Source organism: Allobaculum sp. Allo2 (assembly GCF_022701175.1).
Lineage (GTDB): Bacteria > Bacillota_I > Bacilli_A > Erysipelotrichales > Erysipelotrichaceae > Allobaculum > Allobaculum fili.
The window spans coordinates 832317-857761 of record NZ_CP078088.1 but is presented as its reverse complement, the minus strand read 5'-3'; the positions used below and the strand labels follow the sequence as shown (position 1 = coordinate 857761).

General features: G+C 49.7%; 24 protein-coding genes, 5 tRNA genes and 5 pseudogenes. 12 read left to right on the top strand and 22 right to left on the bottom strand.

What is annotated here, in order from left to right; all coding sequences use genetic code 11:
- Positions 1 to 703 precede the first annotated feature (703 nt).
- Positions 704 to 955 (top strand): DUF2800 domain-containing protein, encoded by a 252-nt coding sequence (locus tag KWG61_RS04940; protein ID WP_230268492.1) that lies wholly within the window; start codon positions 704 to 706, stop codon positions 953 to 955.
- Positions 956 to 1019: 64 nt separating this feature from the next.
- On the opposite strand, the gene KWG61_RS04935 is transcribed toward KWG61_RS04940, so the two are convergent.
- From KWG61_RS04935 to KWG61_RS04925, 3 genes are all read right to left on the bottom strand, one after another.
- Positions 1020 to 1931 (bottom strand): hypothetical protein, encoded by a 912-nt coding sequence (locus tag KWG61_RS04935; protein WP_242745113.1) that lies wholly within the window; start codon positions 1929 to 1931, stop codon positions 1020 to 1022.
- Between the two features lie 16 nt (positions 1932 to 1947).
- On the bottom strand, positions 1948 to 2850 hold the full coding sequence (locus KWG61_RS04930; RefSeq protein WP_242745111.1) for a hypothetical protein: 903 nt from the start codon (positions 2848 to 2850) through the stop codon (positions 1948 to 1950).
- A 328-nt stretch (positions 2851 to 3178) separates the two neighbouring features.
- A complete protein-coding gene (locus tag KWG61_RS04925; protein WP_230268490.1) occupies positions 3179 to 3559 on the bottom strand; it encodes a hypothetical protein in 381 nt (126 codons plus the stop codon).
- Between the two features lie 485 nt (positions 3560 to 4044).
- On the opposite strand from KWG61_RS04925, the pseudogene KWG61_RS04920 reads away from it, so the two are divergent.
- The 5 genes and pseudogenes from KWG61_RS04920 to KWG61_RS04905 all read left to right on the top strand — a co-directional run bounded on the left by KWG61_RS04920 (position 4045) and on the right by KWG61_RS04905 (position 8330).
- A pseudogene (locus KWG61_RS04920) lies at positions 4045 to 5290 on the top strand (IS256 family transposase).
- Positions 5291 to 5815: 525 nt separating this feature from the next.
- Positions 5816 to 5950 (top strand): hypothetical protein, encoded by a 135-nt coding sequence (locus KWG61_RS16000; RefSeq protein ID WP_255658396.1) that lies wholly within the window; start codon positions 5816 to 5818, stop codon positions 5948 to 5950.
- A 61-nt stretch (positions 5951 to 6011) separates the two neighbouring features.
- Positions 6012 to 6398: an IS66 family insertion sequence element accessory protein TnpB gene (tnpB, locus tag KWG61_RS04915; RefSeq protein WP_230268547.1), complete on the top strand. Its 387-nt coding sequence runs from the start codon at positions 6012 to 6014 to the stop codon at positions 6396 to 6398.
- A 92-nt stretch (positions 6399 to 6490) separates the two neighbouring features.
- Complete coding sequence (locus KWG61_RS04910; protein WP_242743428.1) at positions 6491 to 6934, top strand: hypothetical protein; 444 nt, start codon at positions 6491 to 6493, stop codon at positions 6932 to 6934.
- 37 nt (positions 6935 to 6971) lie between these two features.
- Entirely contained in the window at positions 6972 to 8330 is a 1359-nt protein-coding gene (locus KWG61_RS04905) for a transposase (RefSeq protein ID WP_242745110.1), read from the top strand.
- A gap of 298 nt (positions 8331 to 8628) precedes the next feature.
- Here the strand turns inward: KWG61_RS04905 and fba are convergent.
- The 14 genes and pseudogenes from fba to radC form a co-directional block, all read right to left on the bottom strand.
- Positions 8629 to 9494, bottom strand: a pseudogene (gene fba, locus KWG61_RS04900) (class II fructose-1,6-bisphosphate aldolase).
- Positions 9495 to 9755: 261 nt separating this feature from the next.
- Positions 9756 to 10688 carry an ATP-binding protein gene (locus KWG61_RS04895; RefSeq protein WP_230267234.1) on the bottom strand — a complete coding sequence of 311 codons (933 nt, stop codon included), beginning with the start codon at positions 10686 to 10688 and terminating at the stop codon, positions 9756 to 9758.
- Complete coding sequence (locus tag KWG61_RS04890) at positions 10669 to 10998, bottom strand: DnaD domain protein (protein ID WP_242745109.1); 330 nt, start codon at positions 10996 to 10998, stop codon at positions 10669 to 10671. The genes KWG61_RS04895 and KWG61_RS04890 overlap by 20 nt, the downstream gene beginning before the upstream one ends.
- Complete coding sequence (locus KWG61_RS04885) at positions 10983 to 11156, bottom strand: hypothetical protein (protein WP_242745108.1); 174 nt, start codon at positions 11154 to 11156, stop codon at positions 10983 to 10985. The genes KWG61_RS04890 and KWG61_RS04885 overlap by 16 nt, the downstream gene beginning before the upstream one ends.
- Positions 11153 to 11668, bottom strand: a complete 516-nt coding sequence (locus KWG61_RS04880; RefSeq protein WP_242745106.1) for a hypothetical protein — start codon at positions 11666 to 11668, stop codon at positions 11153 to 11155. Before KWG61_RS04880 ends, KWG61_RS04885 begins: the two co-directional genes overlap by 4 nt.
- 187 nt (positions 11669 to 11855) lie before the next feature.
- A complete protein-coding gene (gene coaE, locus KWG61_RS04875) occupies positions 11856 to 12539 on the bottom strand; it encodes a dephospho-CoA kinase (RefSeq protein ID WP_230267236.1) in 684 nt (227 codons plus the stop codon).
- Positions 12521 to 13039 (bottom strand): Fpg/Nei family DNA glycosylase, encoded by a 519-nt coding sequence (locus KWG61_RS04870; protein WP_242745104.1) that lies wholly within the window; start codon positions 13037 to 13039, stop codon positions 12521 to 12523. Before KWG61_RS04870 ends, coaE begins: the two co-directional genes overlap by 19 nt.
- Entirely contained in the window at positions 12955 to 13272 is a 318-nt protein-coding gene (locus KWG61_RS17110) for a DNA-formamidopyrimidine glycosylase family protein (RefSeq protein WP_367614331.1), read from the bottom strand. The genes KWG61_RS04870 and KWG61_RS17110 overlap by 85 nt, the downstream gene beginning before the upstream one ends.
- Positions 13273 to 13366: 94 nt before the next feature.
- Positions 13367 to 14299, bottom strand: a complete 933-nt coding sequence (locus tag KWG61_RS04860) for a DNA polymerase (RefSeq protein WP_256460790.1) — start codon at positions 14297 to 14299, stop codon at positions 13367 to 13369.
- Entirely contained in the window at positions 14215 to 15009 is a 795-nt protein-coding gene (locus KWG61_RS15995) for a DNA polymerase (RefSeq protein WP_256460789.1), read from the bottom strand. Before KWG61_RS15995 ends, KWG61_RS04860 begins: the two co-directional genes overlap by 85 nt.
- On the bottom strand, positions 15009 to 15941 hold the full coding sequence (locus KWG61_RS04855) for a 5'-3' exonuclease H3TH domain-containing protein (RefSeq protein WP_242745101.1): 933 nt from the start codon (positions 15939 to 15941) through the stop codon (positions 15009 to 15011). The genes KWG61_RS15995 and KWG61_RS04855 overlap by 1 nt, the downstream gene beginning before the upstream one ends.
- 269 nt (positions 15942 to 16210) lie before the next feature.
- A complete protein-coding gene (locus KWG61_RS04850) occupies positions 16211 to 16801 on the bottom strand; it encodes a hypothetical protein (RefSeq protein ID WP_242745100.1) in 591 nt (196 codons plus the stop codon).
- On the bottom strand, positions 16798 to 17637 hold the full coding sequence (mreC, locus tag KWG61_RS04845; protein WP_230267240.1) for a rod shape-determining protein MreC: 840 nt from the start codon (positions 17635 to 17637) through the stop codon (positions 16798 to 16800). The genes KWG61_RS04850 and mreC overlap by 4 nt, the downstream gene beginning before the upstream one ends.
- Before the next feature lie 54 nt (positions 17638 to 17691).
- Positions 17692 to 18390 (bottom strand): DNA repair protein RadC, encoded by a 699-nt coding sequence (gene radC, locus KWG61_RS04840; RefSeq protein ID WP_230267241.1) that lies wholly within the window; start codon positions 18388 to 18390, stop codon positions 17692 to 17694.
- A 399-nt stretch (positions 18391 to 18789) separates the two neighbouring features.
- On the opposite strand from radC, the gene KWG61_RS04835 reads away from it, so the two are divergent.
- From KWG61_RS04835 to KWG61_RS04815, 5 genes are all read left to right on the top strand, one after another.
- Positions 18790 to 18880 (top strand) — tRNA-Ser (locus tag KWG61_RS04835).
- A gap of 6 nt (positions 18881 to 18886) precedes the next feature.
- A tRNA-Asp gene (locus tag KWG61_RS04830) sits at positions 18887 to 18962 on the top strand.
- A 5-nt stretch (positions 18963 to 18967) separates the two neighbouring features.
- A tRNA-Gly gene (locus KWG61_RS04825) sits at positions 18968 to 19041 on the top strand.
- 18 nt (positions 19042 to 19059) lie between these two features.
- A tRNA-Asp gene (locus tag KWG61_RS04820) sits at positions 19060 to 19135 on the top strand.
- 5 nt (positions 19136 to 19140) lie between these two features.
- A tRNA-Gly gene (locus KWG61_RS04815) sits at positions 19141 to 19213 on the top strand.
- A 241-nt stretch (positions 19214 to 19454) separates the two neighbouring features.
- Here KWG61_RS04815 and KWG61_RS04810 read toward each other — a convergent pair.
- From KWG61_RS04810 to KWG61_RS17105, 5 genes and pseudogenes are all read right to left on the bottom strand, one after another.
- Positions 19455 to 19952 carry a transporter accessory protein gene (locus tag KWG61_RS04810; protein ID WP_242745099.1) on the bottom strand — a complete coding sequence of 166 codons (498 nt, stop codon included), beginning with the start codon at positions 19950 to 19952 and terminating at the stop codon, positions 19455 to 19457.
- Between the two features lie 154 nt (positions 19953 to 20106).
- A pseudogene (locus KWG61_RS04805) lies at positions 20107 to 21277 on the bottom strand (peptidoglycan bridge formation glycyltransferase FemA/FemB family protein).
- Between the two features lie 306 nt (positions 21278 to 21583).
- Entirely contained in the window at positions 21584 to 22021 is a 438-nt protein-coding gene (locus KWG61_RS04800; protein WP_367614330.1) for an AAA family ATPase, read from the bottom strand.
- Between the two features lie 5 nt (positions 22022 to 22026).
- Positions 22027 to 22251: a cytidylate kinase-like family protein gene (locus tag KWG61_RS04795; protein ID WP_242745097.1), complete on the bottom strand. Its 225-nt coding sequence runs from the start codon at positions 22249 to 22251 to the stop codon at positions 22027 to 22029.
- 2 nt (positions 22252 to 22253) lie between these two features.
- Positions 22254 to 23343, bottom strand: a pseudogene (locus tag KWG61_RS17105) (SLC13 family permease).
- Positions 23344 to 24067: 724 nt separating this feature from the next.
- Here KWG61_RS17105 and KWG61_RS04780 point away from each other — a divergent pair.
- Positions 24068 to 25359: pseudogene (locus KWG61_RS04780) on the top strand (class II D-tagatose-bisphosphate aldolase, non-catalytic subunit).
- Positions 25360 to 25445: the final 86 nt, after the last annotated feature.

Genomic DNA, 25445 nt, shown 5'->3' with positions numbered 1-25445 from the left:
CAGCAGCCAATCTCTCTGTCTAGATTCATGTTGGTAAATAGCAGTGTGAAAATTTGAGCGTAAGGCGTGCTATCAGTAATTTCATGCACCTCATTGTTGAACCTCCGATAGTGGGTTAAGCATTCTCTTCCTTACTAGATGAGTAATCTTACTACACGTATAATATAGACGTTTGATTTAGGTCGATGGTATTTAATTGTATTTTGTATGTCTTGAAAACTTTTATCCGAGTTGTGAGATTGTAATCAGGTCAGAGTTAATCGACCGAAGAAAGCAGGATATGATTCCATTGCAGTGCAAAATTATTTAAATGAAATTCTTAGGTAAGGCTTTGTGGTCATGAACCGTTTTTCGGTTTTTGGCCACTTTTTTATTTTCCCTGTCACACTCCATCCATTTCCATGGCTACCTAGTGAAAGAGGTAATCACCATGGATGAATTCCAAAAGAACTTCTCATCGTTCTCAACCGGATGGCTGATGGACTCTCTGCTCCAAAAGTCTCATCTGGATAAGCAAAGCCCGAAAAAAGCCTGAACAGCCAAGACTTACGCTTGAAGAAGTCCGTGCAATTCTCGCTGAAAAATCCAGAGCCGGTTTTACAGCGCAGATCCAGCAGCTTCTTGAAAAGTATGGCGCTAGCAAACTTTCCAAAATTGATCCTGCTCACTACCAGGCTCTTGTCAATGATGCGGAGGGATTGAAATGAGTCACAGCATCCTCTCTCCATCCACATCCCATCGTTGGCTTCATTGTACGCCATCGGCAAGACTTGAAGAACTCTATCCGGATACTTCCGGTCTTGCAGCCAAGGAAGGTACTGCCGCTCACACCTTGTGTGAGTACAAGCTGAAGACCGCTCTTGGTATGAAGTCCGTTCGTCCAGAATCTGACTTCCAGGATGGGGTTCTGTTTGACGCTTTCTGCCTGAAGGCAGGGGTTTTACGGCGCATTTGATAAAAAAGCTCCTGACGAGTTTTATGATTCTCGCAGGAGTTATGAGTATTTGATTGATTTTGTATTAATTTTCCATATCTTCCAGATTTTCGCAGATTGTATTGGTGCAGCCGTAATCAAAAGATTGAAGAATTTGATCCTTGCTTTTAGCAGTCCAGGAAATGACAGGAATGTGCAGCATCGTTTTGATTTTCTCAACATTTCCCTCATGCAGAAAGTCGAGGTCATAACTTACAAAATCCGGCTGCAGCTCTTCAATCCGTTCTAATTGATGACAGTCGATTCGCTGATCTGACGCGTTGAAGCCATATTTCTCTTCGAATTCGCTGACAATAATCCCTGACGGAATAAGGCAGTCGCGTTCATTCACCATATTTACAATTCGAACATCCGAAGAATGGATCGCTATTGGTGAACCGGTTCTTCCTGTATTGATTGTAAAGATGTGCTGGTAATTTACAGAATACTGATGAATGGTCTCGATGATTTTTGAAACCTGCGCTTTGCAGGCGGCAGATAGTTCTCCTTCTCGTTCTGCTCCATGGCTGTACGGAACTTCATGAGCTTTCCCCGCATTTGATAAAGAATTGTTTATAGTCTTTATTTCGATTAAAATCGGAATTCTGCCGCTGATCAGCTTTAGAAATTCATCGAGCGTCAGAACAGTTTCTTCGGGACGGGTACGGTTGTAAATTCTTAGGTCCCCAAGCGAAGTATTCTTTAGCTTGTTTGGATCTTTGCATATCTCCTGCGCAAAATCTTCATCTAAACGTCCTACTACAATCGTACCATCGCTCAATGTAAACAAATCGACTTCGACAGGATGCTCTTTATTGATACAGTGCCGGAAAGCCTGCAAAGTATGGGGCTTTAGATGTTCTTTGGCAATTCCTCGATGAACAATCTTTGAATTTTGGGTTTCCATCCAGTCAATTTCAGGATGACCATAAAATGGTCTGGAATCACTGGTTTTCAAACGCAGAACATTGTCTTTAAAAACTTAAACATCGCTTTCGTTTCTTCGTCTTTTGCAGGAGAAAGAAGGATGGCCGCTTGCCATCACGTTCGATATCCGCTGCATACAGGTCGATTTTCATGTAGTTATTATACTTGTCTGCACTGTTGAATTCCGCCAGCATAATTCCATATGGCAGTGCGACAGGAGTCAGGTATACATGGAGATCTGCTTCTGGGTGTTTACGCATGAACGCAAACAGCTTGTTGAGGTTGGATAGAATGATCTGATCCTTGTTAATGGTCAGATTCTCTGGATTCATTTTATATAGTGCAGCATCCATAGCAGCGTGCGAATGCGGGTCGGTAAGAATAATATTGACGGTAATCTTTCCTTCAATCAGATGGCGGTTAAACCAGATTTTCATCTGGTCTGTCTGTTCATAGCTTTTCGCAATGCTGGCTCCTGAAATAAACGAGCTGGAAGCAAAGTTTAGCAGTGTCAAAGAGCGAACATTATACAGTCTTGCGTACAGCGGAAACTGGTCTGACTCCAGTTCTTCTTTTGCATCAAGATAAACATTCGGTTTGTGTTCATGGATTTTGTCGGCGATGCTTTCGTTGCCGATGCGGATACGGTTATAAATCTGTTCAAAAATTTCCTGGCTGTTTTCCGGCGTATAATTGAGCATTTTGACAGTAGTTATCCGTTCCGCATTTTCGCTTCCATACAGACTTACCAGCAGATCCTTGTCGATCAGATCGTTTCTTGATTCGCCAATGCAGACATTGATAAACGAAAGGTTCGGATTATTGAAAGCCTGAAGGAGTTCGTGATAAGTAATGCTTTTATCGATAGTCTGCTCGTCCGATGAGTCCTGTGGAAAACCGTCAAAGAAATTTGGCGTAAATGGAATAATGAAATACTCGACCGATTTCATTATTATTGACAGGCTGCTTTTGAAGTTTCCGCTGCGGTCTTCTCTTTCTGATAAGTAGATTTCACCAAGACTGTCTTTGGCAAAAGCAGTATGCGTTAGAAAATCATGGAGCTTTTCGGCAAATTTCTTTCCTTCACTATTTCCAGAAGTTTCACCCCGGTAACAGAGGAATACACGATATTTATCTGAAAGCCGTTCTTCATCATTGCTGTTCACTGTTGTTTCCAAAGCAGAGACTGTTTTCGATTTGTCGTACTCTTTGTCACTAGAACTCATAACTGTTTCCTTTCCCCTGCTAACTCTCTTTCTCAGTCTTTAATGTCTCGAATCAATAAGACAGGTCATATTTGATACTCTCATAATCATCCTGGCAAAGACGTTCAAAATTAACCAGATCGACGTGAGCAGGCGCCACTTCCCGGATCACTTTGTTCGTATATCCATCAGACTGCTGCTGGAGCTGTTTGATTTCTTTCAAAGGCAGATATTTCCATCCTTTGGCGATATAGTAAGCACTCCAGTGCCGATGCTCTATTTTTGCTAATTCCAGGACAGGAGCACAATCCAGGTCATGGAGTCTTGTTACAAAACGATGTACGTTGCTGTATTGCGGTTCGTGGTCTTCGGACATCACAAACAGAGGATCTTTCCCATGGAATAAGCTTTGATAAGCATCGTTGCCATAGCAGTTGATTAAATACTGAACCATTTTCTCTTTCCTCTCACGATGAAGAGCCTGGTTTCGATTGGATTCCCGGTCGGCTACGCATAATTGCTCCCACTTCTCTGGTTCCTTGTCTTTATTAGATGCGCGTTCTTCCCATAACTGGCTGTATTGCCAATGAGCATACCTAGCTTGCTGATCATCATAAGCGAATACAGGCGCAGCACATATGAACCGATAAATTAACTTTTCCTTGACTCTGTAAAAGCGAGTCGGAGCAGCCTGTTAAAAATTATCAGGATCAAATCTGATGAAGTTCCTTCCACCAACAAATCTGAATTTGAATATATCACTGCCCTTTAGAACGGTCTCTTTTGTATTACTTTTTCACTAGATATGTAATCGCTGTTAGATCCGGTAACAATACCAAGTGCAAAATGAGAGTGTAAGGTCTTTTGTGTAAATTCCATCAAGACATCAGACTGATACAACCAGCTTGAGCCTGACAAATTTTTACAAGGAGACCACTTATGCCACGTAAAGCTAAAGCTGCACCAACCATTCAGGAACAGATTGCTTCAACCATCGTTAAGGAATACAAACCTAAGACGTTTAAAGAAGCCGCAGACCTCATCAAGGAAATCTTTGGCCCTGTCCTTGAACAGATGCTCCAGGGAGAACTTGATGCGCATCTCGGTTATACCAGCGGATCGCATGATCCTAAATCGACAGAGAATCGCCACAATGGCTATTCTGAGAAGACGGTAAGGTCTTCTCAGGGCGAACTGGATCTGCGTATCCCTCGTGATCGCCTTGGTACATTCGAACCGCAGGCTGTTCCTAAAGGCAGCCGGGATATTTCCGATATCGAGGACAAGATCCTGCGTATGTATGGGCAGGGTATGTCACAGCGCGACATCTCCGACATCATTCAGGATATCTATGGCTTCCCGGTCTCTGCGGATACGATTTCAAACATCACTGATCGTGTCTATCCGGTTGTTGATGAGTGGCGTCATCGTCCCCTGAAGAAGTGCTATCCTTTCGTATTCGTCGATTGCCTTTACGTATCAGTGAAAACCGATCATGGTGCCAAAGAACAGGCTGTATATGTGGTTCTTGGCTATGACACGGAAGGCTGCAAAGATATCCTTGGCATCTGGATCGGCGAGAGCGAATCCAGGCACTTTTGGATGGAGATCTTTGACGAACTGAAGGCACGAGGCATAGAAGACATTTTTTCCTGTCCATGGACGGTGTAAGCGGGCTTGAAAGCGGCGCTAAGGCTGTATTTCCGAACGTTACTGTGCAGCGCTGCATTGTTCATATTCTTCGTAACTCGCTTAAATATATTCCAAACAAAGAAAGAGCTGGTTTCTGCAAGGATATCAAGAGAGTCTACGGTGCTTTGAACGCTAAAGAAGCAGAGGGTGCTTTCGATGAATTTAAGGAGAAATGGAGCCAATATCCTGGTTCCGTGAGCGTCTGGGAACGTAACTTTCATCACGTACTCCAGCTGTTTAACCACGGCAGCGCTGTCCGAAAGATAATGTATACAACCAATGCGATTGAGTCGGTTAACTCCAGCCTGCGAAAAGTAACAAAAAGGGCTCGTTTCCAAATGAGAATTCAGTTTATAAGGCTTTGTATCTACGCATTGTGGAGCTTGAGAAGAAATGGCAGGGACGAACGGTTCAAAACTGGGCAATGGTACGCAATCAGCTCCTGTGCGAGGAAGAACTGGGCGCCAGGCTGGAGAAGTACTCAGCCAGATAAGCGGCAGATCCGAAATCCGCTCATGAAATTTTCTTCCGCTTAAACCCTTTACAGCGGGTCCCCGCTCCCCTGCACCCCCTAAAGACGTCCCCGCCGTCGAAAAAATGCCACCCTGGCAGGGACGTCACAAGTCTAGCAAGAGGGCGCCCGCTATAAAGGGCCGCTCCAGAAATTTTCACTCGCTCCTCGTCCAGCGAGGTGTTTTGAGCCTTCGAAACGGCCAAATGTTTCAACTACCAAAAACGAATTTACACAAAATTTTTGACATACCCATTTTCTCCCAGTGCCATTCGGTTAGACGTTTTAAAGAAAGGCCAAATCATCCATTTGAGATGATTTGGCCTTTCTTGTTGGACGGCTCATTTCGCGGTTTCAAAACTTGTACAAAAGTGATAATTGGCAAATCCGCGAGGCCCTTCGGGCATAATCCAGAGGCGCTTAGAGGGGTTGTTTTTCCCCTTTCCCCACTGGAAAGGGCCCGTTGGTCGAAGGAGAGCAGCATCGACGGCCCAGGCAGGATCTGAAATGAACCGTATTGACTCGAATATGATCCGCATTGAGCTGTATCTGACCCGCAACGACACGAATGAGATCCGCATTGACCTGTATTTATCCCGAATTGAGTCGTGCAGAAGTCGAAACGAAGTAAGCGTCAAATAAAAGACGGGTATTTTCTCGACCGCCTCCTTGGGATAATTCCTTTATTCAAGGAGGCTTTTTCATGGAATCAATCATCCCTGCAATCGATCTCGGTATCGATTTCTCCAAAGTTAAAAACATCTATCTGGCTCAGATGCCTGCTGACCTTCGCAAAGGAATTGACGGTTACGTCTCCCTGGTTCAAGGACCTCTCGCTCTGGATCCGCTGGATGGATCCCTCTTTCTCTTCGTTAATCGACAGAAGAACAAGATCAAAGGTATCCTTCGTGACGGAAATGGATTCTGGCTTGTTTATAAGCGACTCTCCAGATCTTCCCTTCAGTGGCCTGTCAGCACTGACCAGTCCGACTTCATGCGAATTGACTGTTCGCAGCTGGCTTCTCTGCTTTCCGGTCTGTCGATTGTTCCCCAGCCGGCATTTCTGCCACGAACTTATAAGTATGTTTAAACCAATTTAAAAGGATGATTTTCTTGAAGGAATATCAAGATAAATCATCCCATTTACTTTATCTATCGCTCTAAATATGTTAAAATTAATACATGAATGTGCCGAACCCTTACCAGACAATCCGCAACGAGCTCCTCGAAGATCTTCATCATCAGATCAGCACCATGACGGAAGAAGAGAAAGACAAATTTATTGAGGATATGTACCTGGATCTCTATTTCGCTAAAGAAATCAATAAAGCCGTGAAAAGCGGCCGCTTTGGTCCTTCTACGGAAAAGATGGTTCCCTTGAAACTGGATTACTCTGAAAACGAGGACGGCGGCCCAGATATCAATATTCTGAATAAACAGCTGGCTCAGCTTGATCTGAAAGCCGATGTTTGTTTTAACCGGGCTGCGAAATATCAGGAAGAGGGAGACCGCTATCGTAAAGAAGCTGAAGATTTAAAGCTCAGTTCTGTTGAAGGAAGCAAGAAAAACCTTCCACCAAGTGCAGAAAGCAGGAAGCGGTCAAAGAAACCACTACCTTCAGTGTAGAAGGGAAAAGCGCATTTGCCCAGTTTGCGGCTGTGAGATGAAAACTGTTGGAATGAAACGTCACTATAGGATTCATCGGATTCCCGCTCGCTATAGGCTGGAAGAAGTGCTGCGTGAGACAGTCGCGTGCCCAAACAAGTGTACGGATGAAAACGGGAAAGCCATCATCCGCACCGCCGAACCTGACGAGCCTGCACTGATCGACAAGAGTGTCGCAACTTCCTCTATGGTCGCGGGAATTGCCTACGATAAGTTCGTAATGGGAACCCCGGCCTATCGTCAGGAAAAGCACCTGAGTCTCACGGGACTGCCGATCAGCCGTCAGACCATGGGCAACATCCTGGAAAAAACTTACGATCTTTATCTGAAGCCCCTCGTAAAACAAATGATTGAGGATCTCCCAAACTGTAACGTCGTCCATATGGATGAGACGGTTTTAAAGTGCACGGAGGTTAAAGATCGAAAACAGTCTTCTATGGTTGTCGCCGTCAGCGGAATCTATGAAGAGAACCAGATGGCTGTCTATAAGTTTTTCCCTTACAAGAAACAGGAGTTCGTAATCGCCCTCCTTGGCGGTTCTTTTCGTCATGCCCTTATGACAGACGGGCTTTATGCATATGCCAGCTACTATGGCCCCTGCAGAAAGCTCAACTGTATGGCCCATGCGAGAAGAAAGATCTTCGAAGCCATCAAAGTCCGGTCAGACTTCGCGCAGTATCAGGCAGACGTCCTGAAGTGGGAAAAGACCACACTGGAGAACGACGAAGAGGCCGCAGAAGCGGCAGCCCAGCTGGACGAAACAGAGAGACCCGAACCAAGTCCGGGTCTCCAGATTCTGCTCACAGCCCTGTCTCTGTTCGGGAAGCTCTACCACATCGAATCCCACGTTGCTTCTTACTCGCACGAGGCGAGAACCGAAGTTCGGCAGGAACTTTCAAAGCCCTGCTTTGAAAGACTCACAAGAGTCATGATGGAAATTCAGAGTGGATTCGAGGAAAGAAGCACCGCCTACAGAGCAGCCAAGTACTTCATGGATCGAGCGAACTCGTTGGGAAGGTACCTGGAAGACGGTGATTATCCGATCGACAATAATGTGGCAGAAAGAGCCGTAAAGCCATTCGTGATCAATCGCAAAAACTTCCAGACTACGAAGAGTATCAAAGGTGCGGAAGTCGTCGCAGCGTTTATGACTTTGTTTCGATCGGCTGAAATGAACGACTTAAATCCAGAGCGCTACATGGAGTACGTTCTGGATGAACTCAAATGGTTCAAAGACGATGAAATCGCGGTAGATGTATTGAAGTCACTTCTGCCGTATTCAAAGGATTTACCTGAATATCTTCGAATTGGATACCGTGGACCGGATCCGAAGTATGAAGAAAACGATGAAGAATAAAAAATACGCCAAGCGGGATCTCGAAAGGGATCCCGTTTAGCGTATCTAATATTCAGTCTCGCGTATACCCGTCGATTGTTTGACACTTACGAAACGAACCGCTCGCAAATCGTATCGAAATTCGTCGCAGGCCATCGAACCAGTCTGGATTCCATCGCCTGATGGCAGGATGGTCTCCAGGAATTCATAGCGGATCAGGACCATCAGAAAAGATGACTGCGAAAAACGGTGCCCGTCCGTGAGGAAGAGCACCGTTTTGTTCTGGGATTGTGCGGCCCGAAGGCCTTAGAGTGTTGATTTACGCTTTGTATGCGGAACCAAGGAAGTCAGTTACGTAGTCTTCAACCAGTTTCTGGATTGCTTCAGCACCTGGTTTGAGCAGTTTTCTCGGATCCCATCCTTTGTTGGTGAGGTCTTTGCCTTCTTCGATGTATTTACGTGTAGCGTCCGCAAATACGAGCTGGCATTCAGTGTTGATGTTTACTTTGGAAACGCCGAGGACGATGGCTTCTTTAACCATTTCCTGTGGGATTCCGCTTCCGCCGTGGAGTACGAGAGGTTTGCCCTCAGTTACTTTCTGGATTTCAGCCAGAACGTCGAAGTTCAGGCCAGCCCAGTTTGCAGGATATTTACCGTGGATGTTACCGATGCCGGCAGCCAGGAAATCTACACCCAGATCAGCTACCGCTTTGCATTCTGCAGGATCAGCTACTTCGCCGGAAGAGATAACGCCGTCTTCTTCGCCGCCGATACCGCCGACTTCGCACTCAATGGAGATTCCTTTGGAGTGAGCCAGTTCGATGAGTTCCTTGGATTTTTCGATGTTCTCTTCGATTGGATAGTGGCTTCCGTCGAACATTACAGAAGTGAATCCAGCTTCGATGGCTTTTTAGCGCCTTCGTAGGATCCGTGGTCGAGATGAATAGCTACAGGTACAGTGATGTTGTAGAATTCCATGATGTTTTTAACCATGTCTACAGCATTTTTGTATCCGCACATGTATTTAGCAGCACCTTCGGAAACGCCGAGGATGACAGGAGACTGTTTTGCTTCACAGCCAAGCAGAATGGCTTTGATCCATTCCATATTGTTGATGTTGAAGGCACCAATAGCGTAATGGCCTTCATGAGCTTTGTTGATCATTTCAGTAGCAGAAACTAACATAACTCAAATCCTCCTTGTGATTAACGTCTTTAGTTTACCGCACTCCAAAATATAATTAAAGACAATTCCCTTTTGGCGAATCGGGCAGAAGGACGAAAATGGCCGAAAACTCATATCGTCCAATTCTTTTCCATCTGTACAGAAGCCAGGCGATCTGTACGGATCACCTGGCTTGATTTGTCCTTAAAAGTATGGGCAGAGAAAGCACATTCCGTATTGCGACACCTGGCTTTTCTTCTGTTCAGCAGCGTTGCAGAACGCTTATAGCGTACCGCCGGTCGGACGGCGCGAACTGCCCATCAGCTGGACGGGTCTGGCCAGCGTATTGACGCGTTCCATCAGGCGTTTGGCCGCAACGAGGGTATACTCGCCGGCGTTGGAAACGGCGTAGCGCTCTTCGAGTTCCTGCGGGGAAATGTTGCTGGCGAAGTACGTTTTTCGCTTCGCGTTCATGCGCTCATCGAGCACCGGGAAGAGAATTTCGTCCCGGGTCCACTGGGTCACGGATTCACTGCCAAAATCATCGAGAAACAGAACGTCCGCAAAGCGCATGCGGCCAAGGATCGTCCGCCGCCACTCTTCGTCGCTGAGGTTGTCCTTGAGTTCGCTCATGAGCAGCGGCACGCGCACAAACACGACTTTCTTTCCGTTCTGCGCATACTGATTGGCCAGCGCCATCATCATCGTGCTCTTGCCCGTTCCCGGCTGCCCGAAAAACAGGCAGCCCATGGGGGCGTTAAAGGAACGCAGCGCCGACGTGTACGCGTTGATATAGTGCTGCGGCTCCCGGTCCATCGTCTCTTCCAGTTTTTCCAGCGTGACCAGATAGTCGTCATCCTGCAGGTGCGAAACCGTAAAGTTCGAACGATGCGCCAGTTTTGCCGTCTTCTGGTTCTGATAGCGGCAGGGACCGTAGTATTCCACAAGCATCCCCTGATCATCCACTTCCATCAGCGCCGACTGTCCAGGCACTTTCATGCGGCAAAACTGCAGGCCCTTGCAGGAGCGGCAAATCTGCGTATTGCGCGCGTAGCGGTCCAGACGGCTCGACTGCGTTTCGAGAATGGAGGGGTCGAGATGATAGCGGCTCAGAAAATTCTGAACATCGCCATTTTGTAAAAGCAAACGGATGCGTTCAGCCCGGGCGGCCTTCTGCTTTTCGTTCAGCTCCACTTCAAGTTTCATTTTCTTCATGGCTTCCTCCTTCGAGCAGCTGGCGGCGCAGATCCTTGGCGGCCTGTACGCTTTCCGCCGTGCTCTTTTCGGTTGGAATCGTATCGTACCAGTCCGGCAGAGCTTTCTTCGGGGCGCCCCGACGGCCTTTGCCTTTGGCCAAACTGGTTCGGCTGTCAAAGTTTTCGAGATACGCTAAAGCGTCTTTTCGCGTATTGATTTTCGCACGCAGCAGGTTATTGGCCATGGTGCGCACGTAGCCAGTCGAAAACGCGCCGGATTTCTGGTTCATGCAGTATTCGGTGAGCGTGTTGATCACTTCAAACGGCATGTGCTTGTCTTCGGCCAGCGAAGTGAGCAGCTTCTTTCCGAAGGCAGAATATCCACGTTTTCGGGCTGTCTGGCTTTCAGGAAGGATACCGGCGACTGCATAAAGTCATCCGGATCCGTTTCCATAATCTTGCGGCTCTTATTGAGTTCTTCGATCACCGCATCAAAATCGATCCACGTTTTCCGATCCTTGAGATGCCGGCTGATAAAGGGCGGATATCGAGTTCGCCCATTCCGTACAAAGTCGCCAGATGCGCGATCCGGGCCATATTTTCCCGGCTGCGCAGGCGCTGGGGAAAGACGTTTTGCATACCCTGGAAAAAGACGCCCCAGTCAAAAGGATAAGCATTGATGTCGTGGTAGTCGCTGACTGCCGATTTCAGTTCTTCTTCCTTTTTCTGATTCCAGCTCGTTTCCAGATTTTGTACGGAAACGTTGCCTTCGAGCGGCTTGAACGTGCCTTTGACCTGTCTTGGCGGACGCAGGCGCTCGAGCCGTTCAATGGCTTCCTTTCCCGCCTGTTCAAAAAACACGCGGCTGAAATACGGATCTTCCAGAAACGCGGCCTGATCCTTCGGCGCTTCCACGAGCAGACCGCAAAGCGCATCGTTTTCGACATACTGACGAACGAGCGCACTTTCTTCCAGCTTTTTCAGACTGCTTTCCAGCATCGACGAACTGCATCCGCTTAACGCTTCCAGATCGTCCAGATCGAGCGTGGAAGACAGCTGGCCGGCAATGATCAGAAACTCATAGACCAGCGACGCCTGCGCGCCGAGAATCGGGCGATAGAGCAGCTGCAGATCCGCGAGCCAGTGCTGCGAAAGCGTATAGGGATGGAAATTTCAATGCTGCGGCTCATTTTATCTCGCCCGCTTTCGCATTCGTTTTCCCCGGATTCGCCGGCTTTGCCAAATTCGGCGCCGAAGCTGGCTGATCCTGCGTAAAGCTGCAAGCCAGGCGAACGCTGTCCGGCAGCAGCGCCTCAATTTGCGCGGCAAGTTCTTCCTTTGTTCCGTCGTTTGGAAGCACATGCGTACTCTGCGCCATTTTCTTTTCGGCTGGAAACTGAAGAGCCAGACGGCGCCGGGCTTCTTCAGCCGGAATATGACGGTATTTTTCCACACGATCGAGAGCCGTCTGGTCGCTGCACGTAATCGTCCAGACTTCGTCGAACAGATTTTGCAGGGAACATTCGAAAAGCAGAGGCACTTCCGCTGCGCAAAGCGAAGTCTGTGCATCAATCCACTGTTTCAGCTCTTCGATAATGAGCGGATGCAAAATGGCTTCCATTTTCTTTCGCTGCCCGGGATGGTCAAACATCTGATCGGCCATTGCCTTGCGATCGACATTTCCCTCTTCATCCGTGCAAAGAAGCCCTGCATCGTTCAGGGCGGCATAGCCGGCCTGATCTTTCTCAAGCAGTCTGGCGTTGATCTGATCGCAGTCAGTTACAGGAATCCAGGCAGAGAGAATTTCCTTGGCCATGCTTTTTCCGGATCCCATCGTTCCGGTAATTCCGATTACTTTTCTTTCTGACATGTTGGACAGTACCAGGTGCTGCGCTGGCCGACGCGCGTATGCACAATCGGCGTATCGCAAAGGGCGCAGTCACCTTCCTTTCCGTGAACCATCAGACTATCCTGATAGCTTCCTGCATGGTTTTTCCCATAGGAAAAGCTTCGAATGGTCGTTCCGCCCGCTTCGATGGACGAGCTTAAAATGCGGCGCGTCGCATCGATAATCGCCTGCCAGTCTTCTTTGGACAGGTGACTTGTGACGCTGAACGGCGAAATCCGGCTTTCAAACAGGATTTCATCCGCGTAAATGTTGCCGATGCCCGCGATGACGGACTGATCCAGCAAAACGGATTTGATGGGCGCTTTCCGTTTGCGGGTCATTTCCAGCAGCTCTTCGGCATTCAGATCGGGATCGAGCGCGTCTTTGCCCACCCCGACTAAAACCGGCAGATCCTTCCAGTTTTCCGGCCGGTCATACACGTACATACGGCCAAACTTGCGGGTATCCCGATAGCACAGCACCCGCCCGTCCTGCAAAAGGAACTGCGCGTGAATGTGCTTAGCCTCCTTTCGTCGAGGTCATCGACGTCTTTTGGCGACGGATAAATCTGAAACTTGCCTTCCATGCGCAGATGGCTGACCAGATCCAGATTGTCGAGTTCAAAGACGAGATACTTGCCCAGCCTGTGAAAGCCGCGAAAGCGCTGACCGGCCAGCCGGCTTTCAAACTGTTCGACCGGCAGATTGGCGGCCAGTTTCGGATGCGTGACTTTGACGCGCTCGATCTGGCTGCCTTTAATTCTTCTTCGAGGTACTGCAGAACGTTCTGCACTTCTGGTGCTTCCGGCATTATTTGGCCTCGTACCAGCTGCGGCCGGTGCTGACGCTCGCTTCGAGCGGAACGCGCAGTTCCATCGCGTGATCCATGACTTCCGGAATCAGATGTTCCATCAGCTCTTTTTCCTCATCAGGAACGAGGAAAATGAGTTCGTCATGAATCTGAAGAAGCATCTGCGACTTCAGATTTCGTTTCTGGATTTCTTCATTCATGTGCAGCATGGCGATCTTGATCAGATCGGCAGCCGATCCCTGAATCGGCGCGTTCATGGCGGCGCGCTTTCCAAATTCACGGGTCATGAAGTTCTTATCGAGAATTTCCGGAATTTCGCGGCGGCGATGCAGGAGCGTTTCCACATAGCCGTGCTCTTCGCAAAACGCAATCAGGCCGTCCATGAACCGGTGGATATTCGGGTAGTTGGCAAAGTAGGCCTTAATGAAGTTTTTCGCCTGAAGACGCGAAATTTTCAGCTCCTGCGAAAGGCCGAATTCCGTCTGGCCGTAAATGATGGCGAAGTTGACGGTCTTGGCGATGCGGCGCTGGTCTTCCGTAACGTCTTCCGGCTTTTCATCGAAAATGACGGAAGCGGTCCGCTTATGAATATCGATGCCTTCTTCAAACGCCTGAATCATGTATTCTTCGTTGGCCATATGCGCCAGCATCCGCAGTTCAACCTGCGAATAGTCTGCGGAAATGAGCCAGTGGCCAGATGGCGCGACGAACGCCTTGCGGATTTCCTTGCCTTCCTCATTGCGAATGGAAATGTTCTGCAGGTTCGGGCTGGAGGAAGACAGACGGCCGGTCTGCGTCATTGTCTGGTTGAACGTCGTAAAGATCTTGCCGTCGATAATGTTTTTGGTCAGACCGTCCACGTACGTGCTGACGATTTTGGCGTATTTGCGGTATTCGAGCACTTCATCCACGATCGGATGGAGCGGACGCATTTTTCAAGAACTTCAGCTGCGGTGGACCGCTTGGTTCCGCCGCCTTTTAATTTCAGCTCATCAAAGAGAACGGTACCGAGCTGCTTGGGCGATGTGATCTTGAATTCATGGCCGGCGTATTTATAAATGCGCGCAGCGATTTCGTCCATGCGCTTTTCGTATTCTTCGCCGATCTGCGCCAGAATCGAAGCGTCGCAGTCAATGCCGCGGCATTCCATTTCAAACAGAACGCGTGCCAGCGGAAACTCGATGTCCTGATACAGCTTCATCTGGTTTTCTTCTTCAAGTTCCCTGAAAATGCCGTCGTGCTGCTGCTTCATGCCAAGCAGCCACGCGCCAAAGACGGGCACCGCCCGTTCGGCGGTAAAGCCGCCTTTGGTTTTCTTTTCCAGATCTTTCAGAGGCATAGGCAGAATGATGCCGCTTGCCTGAATGAGGCTTTCGGTATTGATCGCCTGCGAGTGCAGCAGGAACGACGCCAGATGCACATCCTGCGCAAAGTCAGGAAGCGAGAAACCATACCGGTCGAGCAGATGCCAGAATTCCTTGACGTCCCACGTAATGAGGGTGGAATCGTGTTCGAGCAGCGAGCGGAACGCGGCGTCTTCTTTTGCCTTTTCCAAAGGAAGGTAATGAATGGTATTGTCCACGAGATAGACGAAGCCAAAAAGCGTCTGTGTCTTAAACGGGGCAAAATCGGCGACCGGCATCAAATAGAGCGATGCATTTTCCTGCCCGGCAAACTGTTCGTCGGTAATAATTTCGAGTTTTTCTGGACGCCCGAAGCAGCTTTCATGCGCGAGAGCAGCGACTGCATTTCGTATTTCTGATAGAAATCTTCCGCGCTGTCGGCATCGCCGTTCCAGGCGAGCGACGCCAGATCAAACGGCAGTTTCATCTCCGTAAAGATGGTTGCCATTTCCTTGGAAAGAAACGCCGAATCGCGGCCTTCTTCCAGATATTCGTGACGCTTGCCTTTAATCTCATCGAGATGGTCATACACGCCTTCTACGCTGGCATACTTATGGAGCAGGGTCAGCGCGGTCTTTTCGCCGATGTGGAACACGCCGGGAATGTTATCGGACGGGTCGCCCATCAGCCCTTTCAGATCGATGATCTGTTTCGGTGCGAGTCCATAGCGCTCCCAGACTTTGGCCTTGTCGTAAACGTCAAAGTCATTGAGTCCCTTTTTCATCATGTAGACCGTCGTGGAATCGTCGACGAGCTGCAGAAGGTCCTTATCGCTTGTCAGAATGACGGTATCCATGCCGGCGTTGCCTTTGGCGGCACTGCCGATGATGTCGTCGGCTTCATAGCCTTCTTCTTCATAGCGGGGAATGCCGGCGGCATCGAGATATTCGCGCACGATCGGCATCTGCACTTTCAGTTCTTCATCAAGCTCTTTACGGGTGCCTTTGTAGTCCGGCATCTTTTCATGCCGGAACGTCGGCTTGCCCGCGTCCCAGGCGACCAGAACGGCGTCCGGCTGAACGAGCGAAATGGCTTTGTGAAAAAGCGAAATGAATCCGAAGACCGCATTGGTCGGCACGCCGCCCGACGTGCTCATCGGATTCGAATTAATTGTGGAATAGTAGGTACGAAAGAGAACGGAATTTCCGTCCACCAGAAGCAGTTTTTTCATAGAAACACCTCATATTCGATTTTATCATGATCCGCCCATGACCTTGTTCTCATCCTGTCCGTACAGAACGTATCCGAACAGGATACCTTTCCTCAGGTTTTCTCCGTTTCCAAAGATCGGACCATTATCCGATCTCTTTTCCGATCTCTTTTCCAGTCTCTCCCTGAAAAAGCAAACCGCCCCCTGAAAAAACAAACAGAAAAGCCATCCGGCAAAGGAGAAATTTCCTTAGCCCGATGGCTTTTGCATTTTCTAATTACAGCTTTTTCCTAATTACAGCTTTCTGGGATGGTTGCGGTTTGGCGTTCTGACTTTCGAGGCCAGCGAAGGCACTTTGTTGCGGGGACAAAGCGGGACTGAAACAGGGCCCAGCGTACGATAACCAGATCGATGTAAAACACCAGAATGACGGACAGAGACGAAAAAATCAGCGTCAGCAGTTCGAAATGGTAAAACCAGGAAAGCAGGGACACTGAAAGACGTCCGGTGCTTTCCATCAGGAAATACGTAAACAGATCCCCCATAAACAGCAGGAAAATGAGCCAGACTGTTCTTCGTTCGCTCGATTTGAGCCAGACCGGAAAAAGACCGCCAAGCCAGGCCATGATCGGAAAGGAAAACGTGCAGGCCGGAAACGTACCGGTAACGAGTCCGTCGTAACAAAGTCCTGCTAACATCCCGACCAGAATACGGGTCAGCCACGGCTTGTCATGGGTGTACACCATCACGCCGATCAGATAGAAATGCCAGATGACGGAGAGCGACTGAAAGGTAAAGTCGAGGGGCAGCGTATAGGCGAGCATGGAATCGAGCATCCCCAGAATAAAGAAGCCGCCGACAATTGCGTAGGGCTTCTTCATTGTTCCGGCGTTCCTTCCGTAAAGATGCTGACGTAGGTGAAGCCGTTCATGTTGTCGACCGGTTCGACATAAATCGTGGAAACGATCGCGTCGTCATTCACGACCGAAGACGTAACGGTCCCGATCATCAGACCCGCCGCGTATTGGCCGCCTTTCTGGGAGGTAGCCACTTTCTGTCCGGGCAGAACGATGGCTTCGTGATCAAAGAGAAGCACTTCGTAGCGGTTCTGGCTGGCGTCATAGCCGCGCAGAACGCCTTCGACCGTCGTTCCGTCGTCCATCGAAATCTGCACCGTAATGTCGTTGGGCAGTTCGTTTCCGGTCAGCAGGGCCACAACCGATGTCGTATCCTGTACGCTTTCGACCAGGCCGACGACGCCCTGGCTCGATACAACGAGCATGCCCTTTTCGACGCCGCTTGCGCTGCCGGCGGAAACGGTCACGCTCTGATTCCAGGCCTGAACGGGACGGCTGATCACTTCGCAGCTGATCTGCTTCGCGTCTGGCATCGCGTTTTTCAGCTCCAGCAGGCCCTGCAGTTCCAGATTGCGGTTGCGTTCCTGGGCATACAGCGTCTGGTAGGAGCGCTGGTTGGCCAGTTCGTCATTAAGATACGTATTGTCCTGGTACACATGCCAGAGATTGGAAAAATCGCTGACCGCGTTCGCCGCGGAAGTCAGCGGCTTATCAAACAGGCCATAGCGCAAATACGTCCACGCGCTGTAGCCGATATTGGAAATGGAATTCTGACGTACGGAAAGCATCAGGCATCCGAACAGAAAGAAAACAGAAATAAAAAGAATGAGAATTCTCTGCAGTTTGGTAAATCGTCGCATACGTTCGCCCTCCGGATTTGTCTCATTATACCGGATTTTGAAAGCGTACGGCGGCTAAGCCAGATCTGTGTACTCACTTTCCGGCTCGTCGAGCAGACCGTGCGATCGAAAGCTGAAACAGCCGTTTCGCGTGGCGATGACGTGATCGAGCAGACTGATTTTGTGAAGTCTTGCGGCTTCGAGAAGCATCTGTGTACTTTCCAGATCCGCCAGCGAAGGAATCGGATCGCCGGACGGATGATTGTGGACGAGGACGATGGAACTCGCGGACGTCATGAGCGCGTCCCGAAAAATTTCCCGCGGGTGGATCAGCGACTGATCGAGCGTGCCCACAAACAGATCCTTGTGCCGGATGATCCGCCGTTTGACATCGAGATAGAGCACCGCGAAGTGTTCCTGACTTTTGGTTCCGTATTCCGCCTGCAGCCACGTTTCAATATCGTCCAGGCTTCGAATGGAAACGCTCATCGTCCGTGCCTGCAGGGAGCGGGCGTACAGTTCTCTGGCCGCGCAGATCTGGAGCGCCTTGGCCTGACCGATCCCTTCAATTTCCATCAGTTCTTCGGGCGCAATGGAATAGAGACGGCGCAGATTGTCTGTCTTCTGCAAAATGGACTGCGCCAGAGATTCCACCGCGTGCGTTTTCGTCCCGGATCCGAGGACCAGACAAAGCAGATCCTGATTTTCCAGACGCTCAATTCCCTGCAGCATCGCTTTTTCCCGGGGCCGGTCCATCTGTGTTCGTTCTTTCATTTTCATATCCTTTTATACGGACAGAACCGGCTTCGGTACGAACCGGAGCGGATCCGTTGAAAAGCAGCAGGCGGGTCTATTTCCTTCGTTCCGCTTATCCCTTGTCCGGCTTATCCCGCTCTTGTCTTCCGCTCTGCTCTTCCTCTCGGGTCTGGATCGGGTCTGGGGTTTCTTTTTCCCTTTGGCCAAAGATGGTGTATCCTCATTCATGCGGCCGGATTTTCCGGTCCGACGAAGGTTTTGCCGGTTCTCGTAAACCGCTTCTTCTTCAGGCGCTTCTCGCGGCGTTGCTGGACGGAATCAAAAAATTCATTTTTTGAGATTACAGGGTTGCTCCTTTCCGGGGACCATGCTAATATAGTCAAGCAATCGCACGAAGCAAATAAATAAAACATCCTTGGAGAAGTACTCAAGTGGTTGAAGAGGCGCCCCTGCTAAGGGTGTAGGTCGGGAAACTGGCGCGAGAGTTCAAATCTCTCCTTCTCCGCCATCTTTTGGTCCAATGGCGCAATTGGTTAGCGTACCTCCCTGTCACGGAGGGGTTGCGGGTTCGAGTCCCGTTTGGACCGCCATTTATGCAGATGTAGTTCAATGGTAGAACACGACCTTGCCATGGTCGATACGGGGGTTCGATTCCCCTCATCTGCTCCATTTCTTTTATTTATTTCAGGTCCAATGGCGCAATTGGTTAGCGTACCTCCCTGTCACGGAGGGGTTGCGGGTTCGAGTCCCGTTTGGACCGCCACTTATGCAGATGTAGTTCAATGGTAGAACACGACCTTGCCATGGTCGATACGGGGTTCGATTCCCCTCATCTGCTCCACTTGAATACGCACTCGCGAGAAATCGCGAGTTTTTATAGCTTCTCTTTCCCCTTCACACAAAAAAAGCGGTCCTCGTCTGGATGATTTCCTTTCGGAATGATCCGGATCCAGAGGACCGCCTTTATTTTCAATTGGGATCTGGCGAAGAAATGCGGCAGATCTATTTCTGTAAAACGGATTTCTGCCAAGCTAAGTTTCCATTTCTGCGATTTTATGCGGGTTCAGGTGCTGCGTTCGGTTTTACGATTGGGACGCGTTATGACTTTCGATCAGTTTTTGCAGGGCGTCTTTCAGCTCCGCCTTTTCCTCGTCGGTCATTTCCCGCTCCTTGGCATCGTGATCTTCCGTCGTTCCCTGATGGCCGTCTGCGACTTTGCCATTGACGACCGATACGACTAACGGCACGTAAAGCGTCGGTTCGCCTTTGAGGTTGTTTCGAATGTAGTCGGGAAGATACGGTTCAATCCGATCGCGCTGTTCATCGGTGTACAGCCGCTCTTTCTGATCGTCGCGCGTCTGTACGTAGAGCACTTCGATATCGTTCTTTTCGGCTTCTTCTTTCAGAATCGGTACGAGCTCATCGCACCAGGGACAGGCGGGAAAACCGAAGTAGAGAACGCCGGATTTTCCCTCTTCAAAAAACGCGATGGCATCTTCAAAGGAAATCGGCGTAAAATCCGCCACGTCTTTCTTATACGCTTCCGCTTTGGCATCGCTCTGCTCTTCTTTTGTGTCCACTGGGCAGCCGAAGCCTTCCCTTCACAGGCGGATAGAGCCGAAGACGATGTCGTCGAAGAAGAACTCGATGAAGCGCTCGCATTAGGGGCAGACGTGCATCCGGCTAAAAGCAGGGTTCCGGCCAGCAGGGTGATAAATGTCTTGAAGGGTTTCATTACGCCTCCTTGAGCGAGTGCCGCTTTTTCTCGTAGGCAATTTTGCTGGGCTTATACAGCAGGCGGTTGACCGGCAGATCGAACTCGCCGATGTATTCGTGAATTTCCGGAGCGAAGTTGTCCTTGAAATGGGTCAGTCCATCATCCAGGGAGCCTTCTACGCCGCCCATCGAAAATTCGGTACAGCCTTTATCGAACGCCCACTGGAAGTTTTCCACGTACGTTTTGTACTGCGGCATGAAGCGGCGGAAGCGCTCATCCATGCCCGCATATAACATTTCCGCGCTCTTTCCGTATTTCACGCTCAGAACGCCGGCGATCGGCCGTGCCTTGTCGTCGCCGACCGTTTCGATCAGTTCTTCAATGATCCGGATATCCTTCGCGGCGGATTCTTTCTGCTCTTCCAGGGTAAAACGCTTTTTCTTCTGGTTTTCCGGAAGGGCCGCGATCTGTTCTTCGAGCGCGTCGTAGCGTGCCTGGCATTCCTGACGGATTTTTGCCGGATCGCAAACCGCTAACATGATAATCGCGTCATCGCCGTAATTATCGAGAAGCTTTTGAAGTACTCCTTATTGCGCAGCGAAACGTGCTTGCGCTCTTCCGTCATTTCGACCATCGCCGCAAAGTCGTCGAGAAGCTCATGTCGACCGCTGACGATCTGCAGGTGACGCTTTTCGGCTTCCTTGATCAGCTTGCGGGTCTTTTTCGGCATCGCCGCCAGCACATCTTCGGGCTTGTCGAGAATGGAGTGAAAACGCGCCTGAATGGCTTCTTCAATTTTCATGGAGTAGCCCTGGAAAATCGCGCCGGCGTTTTCGAGCGGCTGCACGTATTTTTCGTTGCCGTTTCTTGGTCGGGACGTATCGGAAGACGGATACTTTCCGATTTCAATGCCCGGATCCATTTTGATAAACAGCGTTTTATGGCTGCGTCCGATTTTTTCAAACCATCGAAAAACTGTTTAATCACTTCGGGATCGTCGTAGTCGAGAATCGGTCCGCGCGGAATGTACATCATGGTAAAGCCAAACGGCAGCGCCTTGATCAGCACCAGGGCGGTAGCACAAAGCGTGTCGTTTTTATACAGACCGCAGTGCAGATGATCCCAGTTGGATTTCACCGCGGCCCAGTTATAGCTCTGAAGCAGATTGCATAGCGGCGAACTCTGCACGAAGGCATCGTATTCGCTTTTGCAAGATTCGTTGCAAAACGATAAGTCGTCATAAAGCCTGTGTCCTTTCCTTCCCCATCCTCCGGCTAGAATTCGGATTTCTGCATCTTTAAGACGGGTCTGAACATCTACGGAAAATTACCGGATACAGATCCGGCAGTTTCGGGTTTAAAATGCCTGTCTATTATACAGGCTGAACGTTTCTTCTGGCCCAATTTGGGCCATTCGTCCAGATTGAGCCTGCCCAAAGAAACCGCCACCCCGATCCGGGATGGCGGTTTTCGATCATAAAGCTGGGTGTCTGTTCTACTTCTTTTCGGGAAGCGGAACCAGTTCTTCGGCCCGTTCGCGGTTCTTGATTTCCGGAATACGGGCTTCCAGATAATCCACGAGAAATTTCGCGGTTTCAAACGGACCCATCTTGTCAGAGCGAATGGTCATGTCGTAGTTTCTGGCATCGCCCCATTTGTGTTCGCAATAGCTGTTGTGATACGTTTTGCGCTTGCGGTTATGGCGTTTCATTTTCGCGTACGCTTCTTCGCGGTCCACGTGATGTTCCTTCATGATGCGAGGAATCTTGAACGCTTCATCCGCGGAAATGAACAGCGTGACAAGCGACGGATATTCCGCAAGAACTTCTTCGGCGCAATGGCCGAGGACAATGAAGGATTTTCCTTCCGACGCGATTTTGCGCAGGAAGTCAAACTCCATGGCCGCCAGCGCGTATTCATTGGAGTTGGTCAGTCCTTTTACCGTGCGGCTTGCGAATTTCCAGCGCGGCGATTCATCCCGGTAATACAGGTCTTCGACGTCTTTCTGATGCCGGATGCCAAGATTTTGCAGGATGTTTTTTCATAGACCGGCAGTCCAAAATAATGGCCAAGCAGATCGGCGATTTCACGGCCGCCGCTTCCAAACTCACGGTCAATGGCCAGGATAATCTGGCCCTCCGTCTGTTTCTGGTCAGTAGTCATAATCAGCCTCCCAAAACGACGTACCGCAGGATAATGACGACTGTAGAAATGGTCAGGACGATAATCGTCGCCGGCACATTATACTTGCAGTATTTCTTCCATCCGATCGGGTAGCCGTTTTTCATTGCCACCGCGGTTCCGACAACGTTGGCGCTCGCGCCGATCGGCGTGGCACTGCCGCCGATATCCGTACCGATGCTCAGTGCCCAGGCCAGGGTGTTGATTGGAATGCCCTGCGCGCTGGCCAGCGTCGTGATGACTGGAATCATCGTAGCCGAGAACGGAATATTGTCGACGAAGGCACTCGCAAATGCCGAAATCCACAAAATAATGACAATGACTAAAATAATATTACCACCCGAGATATCGCTGATGAAGTACGCGATGCGTTCGAGTACGCCCGTCTGTTCCAGACCGCCGACGACCACAAACAGACCGATGAAAAACAGAAGTGTCTTGTAGTCGACCTTTTGAGAATCTTGCCGGCGTATTTCGCGTTGGCGATCAGCGTAATCAGCGCGATGAACGTACCGATAAACGCGACCGTCAGACCCGTCGAGGAATGCGAAACGAGCAGAACGATGGCAATCAGGAAAATGCCGATCGAAAGAATAAAGGCCGTCTGATTTTTGATGGCTTCCTTTGGCTGCGGCAGCGTTTTCGGATCAATCGTCTGCTTGTCAGCTTCCTTGAATTCTTTACGGAAGCAGAGCCAGAAGAAGAAAATCGTCGCGATCAGCGAAACCCCGGCGATCAGACCGGTATTCGTCAGAAAGTCGCCAAACGTCAGGCCTAAGGACGTACCAATAATAATGTTTGGGGATCCCCGCACATGGTCGCCGATCCGCCCAGATTGGAGCAGAACACTTCGGCAAGAATCATCGGTACCGGATTGAACTTCAGTACTTTGGCGAGTTCAACCGTTACGGCCGCCAGAAAGAGGATAACCGTAATCGAGTCAATGAACATCGACAGGAACGCCGACATTAACATGAACACCACAAAGATCTTGCTGGCCTTGTAGTGAACCAGTTTTGCCAGCCGCAGGCAGAGCCACTGAAAGAAACCGGCTTCCGCCATGCCTTCGACCATAACCATCATGCCGGCGATAAAAATAATCGTCGACCAGTTGATGCCGCCTGTTCCGCCGCCTTCCCCTGTGGTATGCCAGAATCCCGGAGTGAAAATCGCCCCGAGATTCAGCGTCTGCCAGATGGCATCCCAGGAATGCAGGCAGAGTGCGAACACAAGAACGAGCGTCGCGAGACCGCATCCGAGGGTGATGTAATGGTGAGGCCACTTATCCAGGATTACCAGAAGGAACATGACAAGAAAAATTCCAACCGCAATCCAGGGTGCTAGAACCTCCATAAAAACCTCCCTGTATCAAAAATTTGAAAAACGTTCGAACCGAATCTGTTCAAACATCATGAACGTTTTGCCGCGCGTTCCCGCGGATCCGGACAGGAAAATCTACAGAACGCCTATAAATCTTCTATCTAGGTAAAGGAATTGTAATCTTTCCGCAAATTAAGGACAGGCGGTTGACCGAGGGAATTTCCGGCAAGCCCTTTCACTTTGAACGTGCTCTTATCACTTGCTGAAATGTACACAGAACTGGTTATTTTCGGCACGAAACAGACCGTTCTTCCCCTCTTCAAACCGAGCGAAGAAAACCTTCAATTTGCACTTTTTATTCAAGTTGTGGCTTCTTGTCAACAAAAATCCAAACGCCATTTTTGGTGATTTCATCCGCTTTTGAATCGTCTACAATAGAGCCAAGGAGGTCTTTTATGGCTGAAAACACTTTAAAAATATTGTGAAAAAGCAGAAGAGCGGCCAGTCGGTCGGCATCTATTCTGCCTGCTCGTCCAACCCCTTCGTTATCGAAGCGGTTCTCGAGAAAGCCCGCGATGACAACGCGGTCTGCCTGATCGAATCCACCGCCAACCAGGTGGACCAGAACGGCGGCTACTCCGGCATGACACCGAAGGATTTCAAGGAATTCGTTCTTGCCAAAGCTGCTGAAATTGGAACCGATCCGAAACTGATCTATCTTGGCGGCGACCATCTCGGCCCGCTGACCGTGCAGAACCTGCCGGAAAAAGAAGCAATGGCTTACGCGCGTCAGCTCGTTCACGACTACGTAAAAGCCGGCTTCACCAAAATCCACATTGATACCAGCATGAAAGTCGCTGACGACGATCCAAACGTTCGTCTGAGCGACGAAACGATCGCACGCCGCGGCGCCGAACTCGCGCAGGTTTGCGAAGAAGCCTACCAGGAACTGAAAAAGGAAAACCCGGATGCGGTTCGTCCGGTTTACATTGTCGGCAGTGAAGTACCGATTCCTGGCGGCGCTACCGGCGACAACTCCGGCATGCAGGTAACGAAAGTCGAAGACTTCAAAAACACCGTCGCTACTTTTGAAAAAGCGTTCAAGGACAAAGGTCTCGATAACACCTGGGCCGATGTTATCGGTGTCGTTGTACAGCCTGGCGTAGAAGAAAAGATGCCGGCTGCACCGAATACGACCGTGCGAAAGCCAAAGAGCTCATGGCCAGCATCAAGGACTTCGACAACCTCGTATTCGAAGGCCATTCCACTGACTACCAGACCAAGTACAAACTGAGAGAACTCGTTGAAGACGGCGTCGGCATCCTGAAAGTCGGACCGGCTCTGACTTACGCCGCCCGCGAAGCGCTGTTCGCACTGGCCTATATGGAAGAAATGATGTTCCACGGGCGCGAAGACGAAGCCAGCCACTTCATTGACACCCTTGAAAAAGCCATGCTCAAAAACCCGAAAAACTGGGCGAAGCATTATCACGGAAACGAAGACGAACTCTGGTTCAAACGGAAATTCTCCTTCTCCGATCGTTCCCGCTACTACATGCCGGATCCAGACGTTCAGGCAGCCATGAAGAAACTGTTCGCCAACCTCGAAAAGGAAGGCGTAAACCTGGCCGTTCTCTCCCAGTTCATGCCGATCCAGTACACCAAGGTACGCGAAGGCAAACTCGAAGCGAAACCAGAAGAACTGATCAAGGACCGCGTAAAGAACACGATCGACGAATACCTCTACGCCTCCCATCAGGACGAACTCTAAGTTTTATCCATTCAAAGACTGGCCCATTGAAATCCCAGATCGCCAGTCTGAACACACTCACTTGCCGGAGATGTCGCACGATGTCT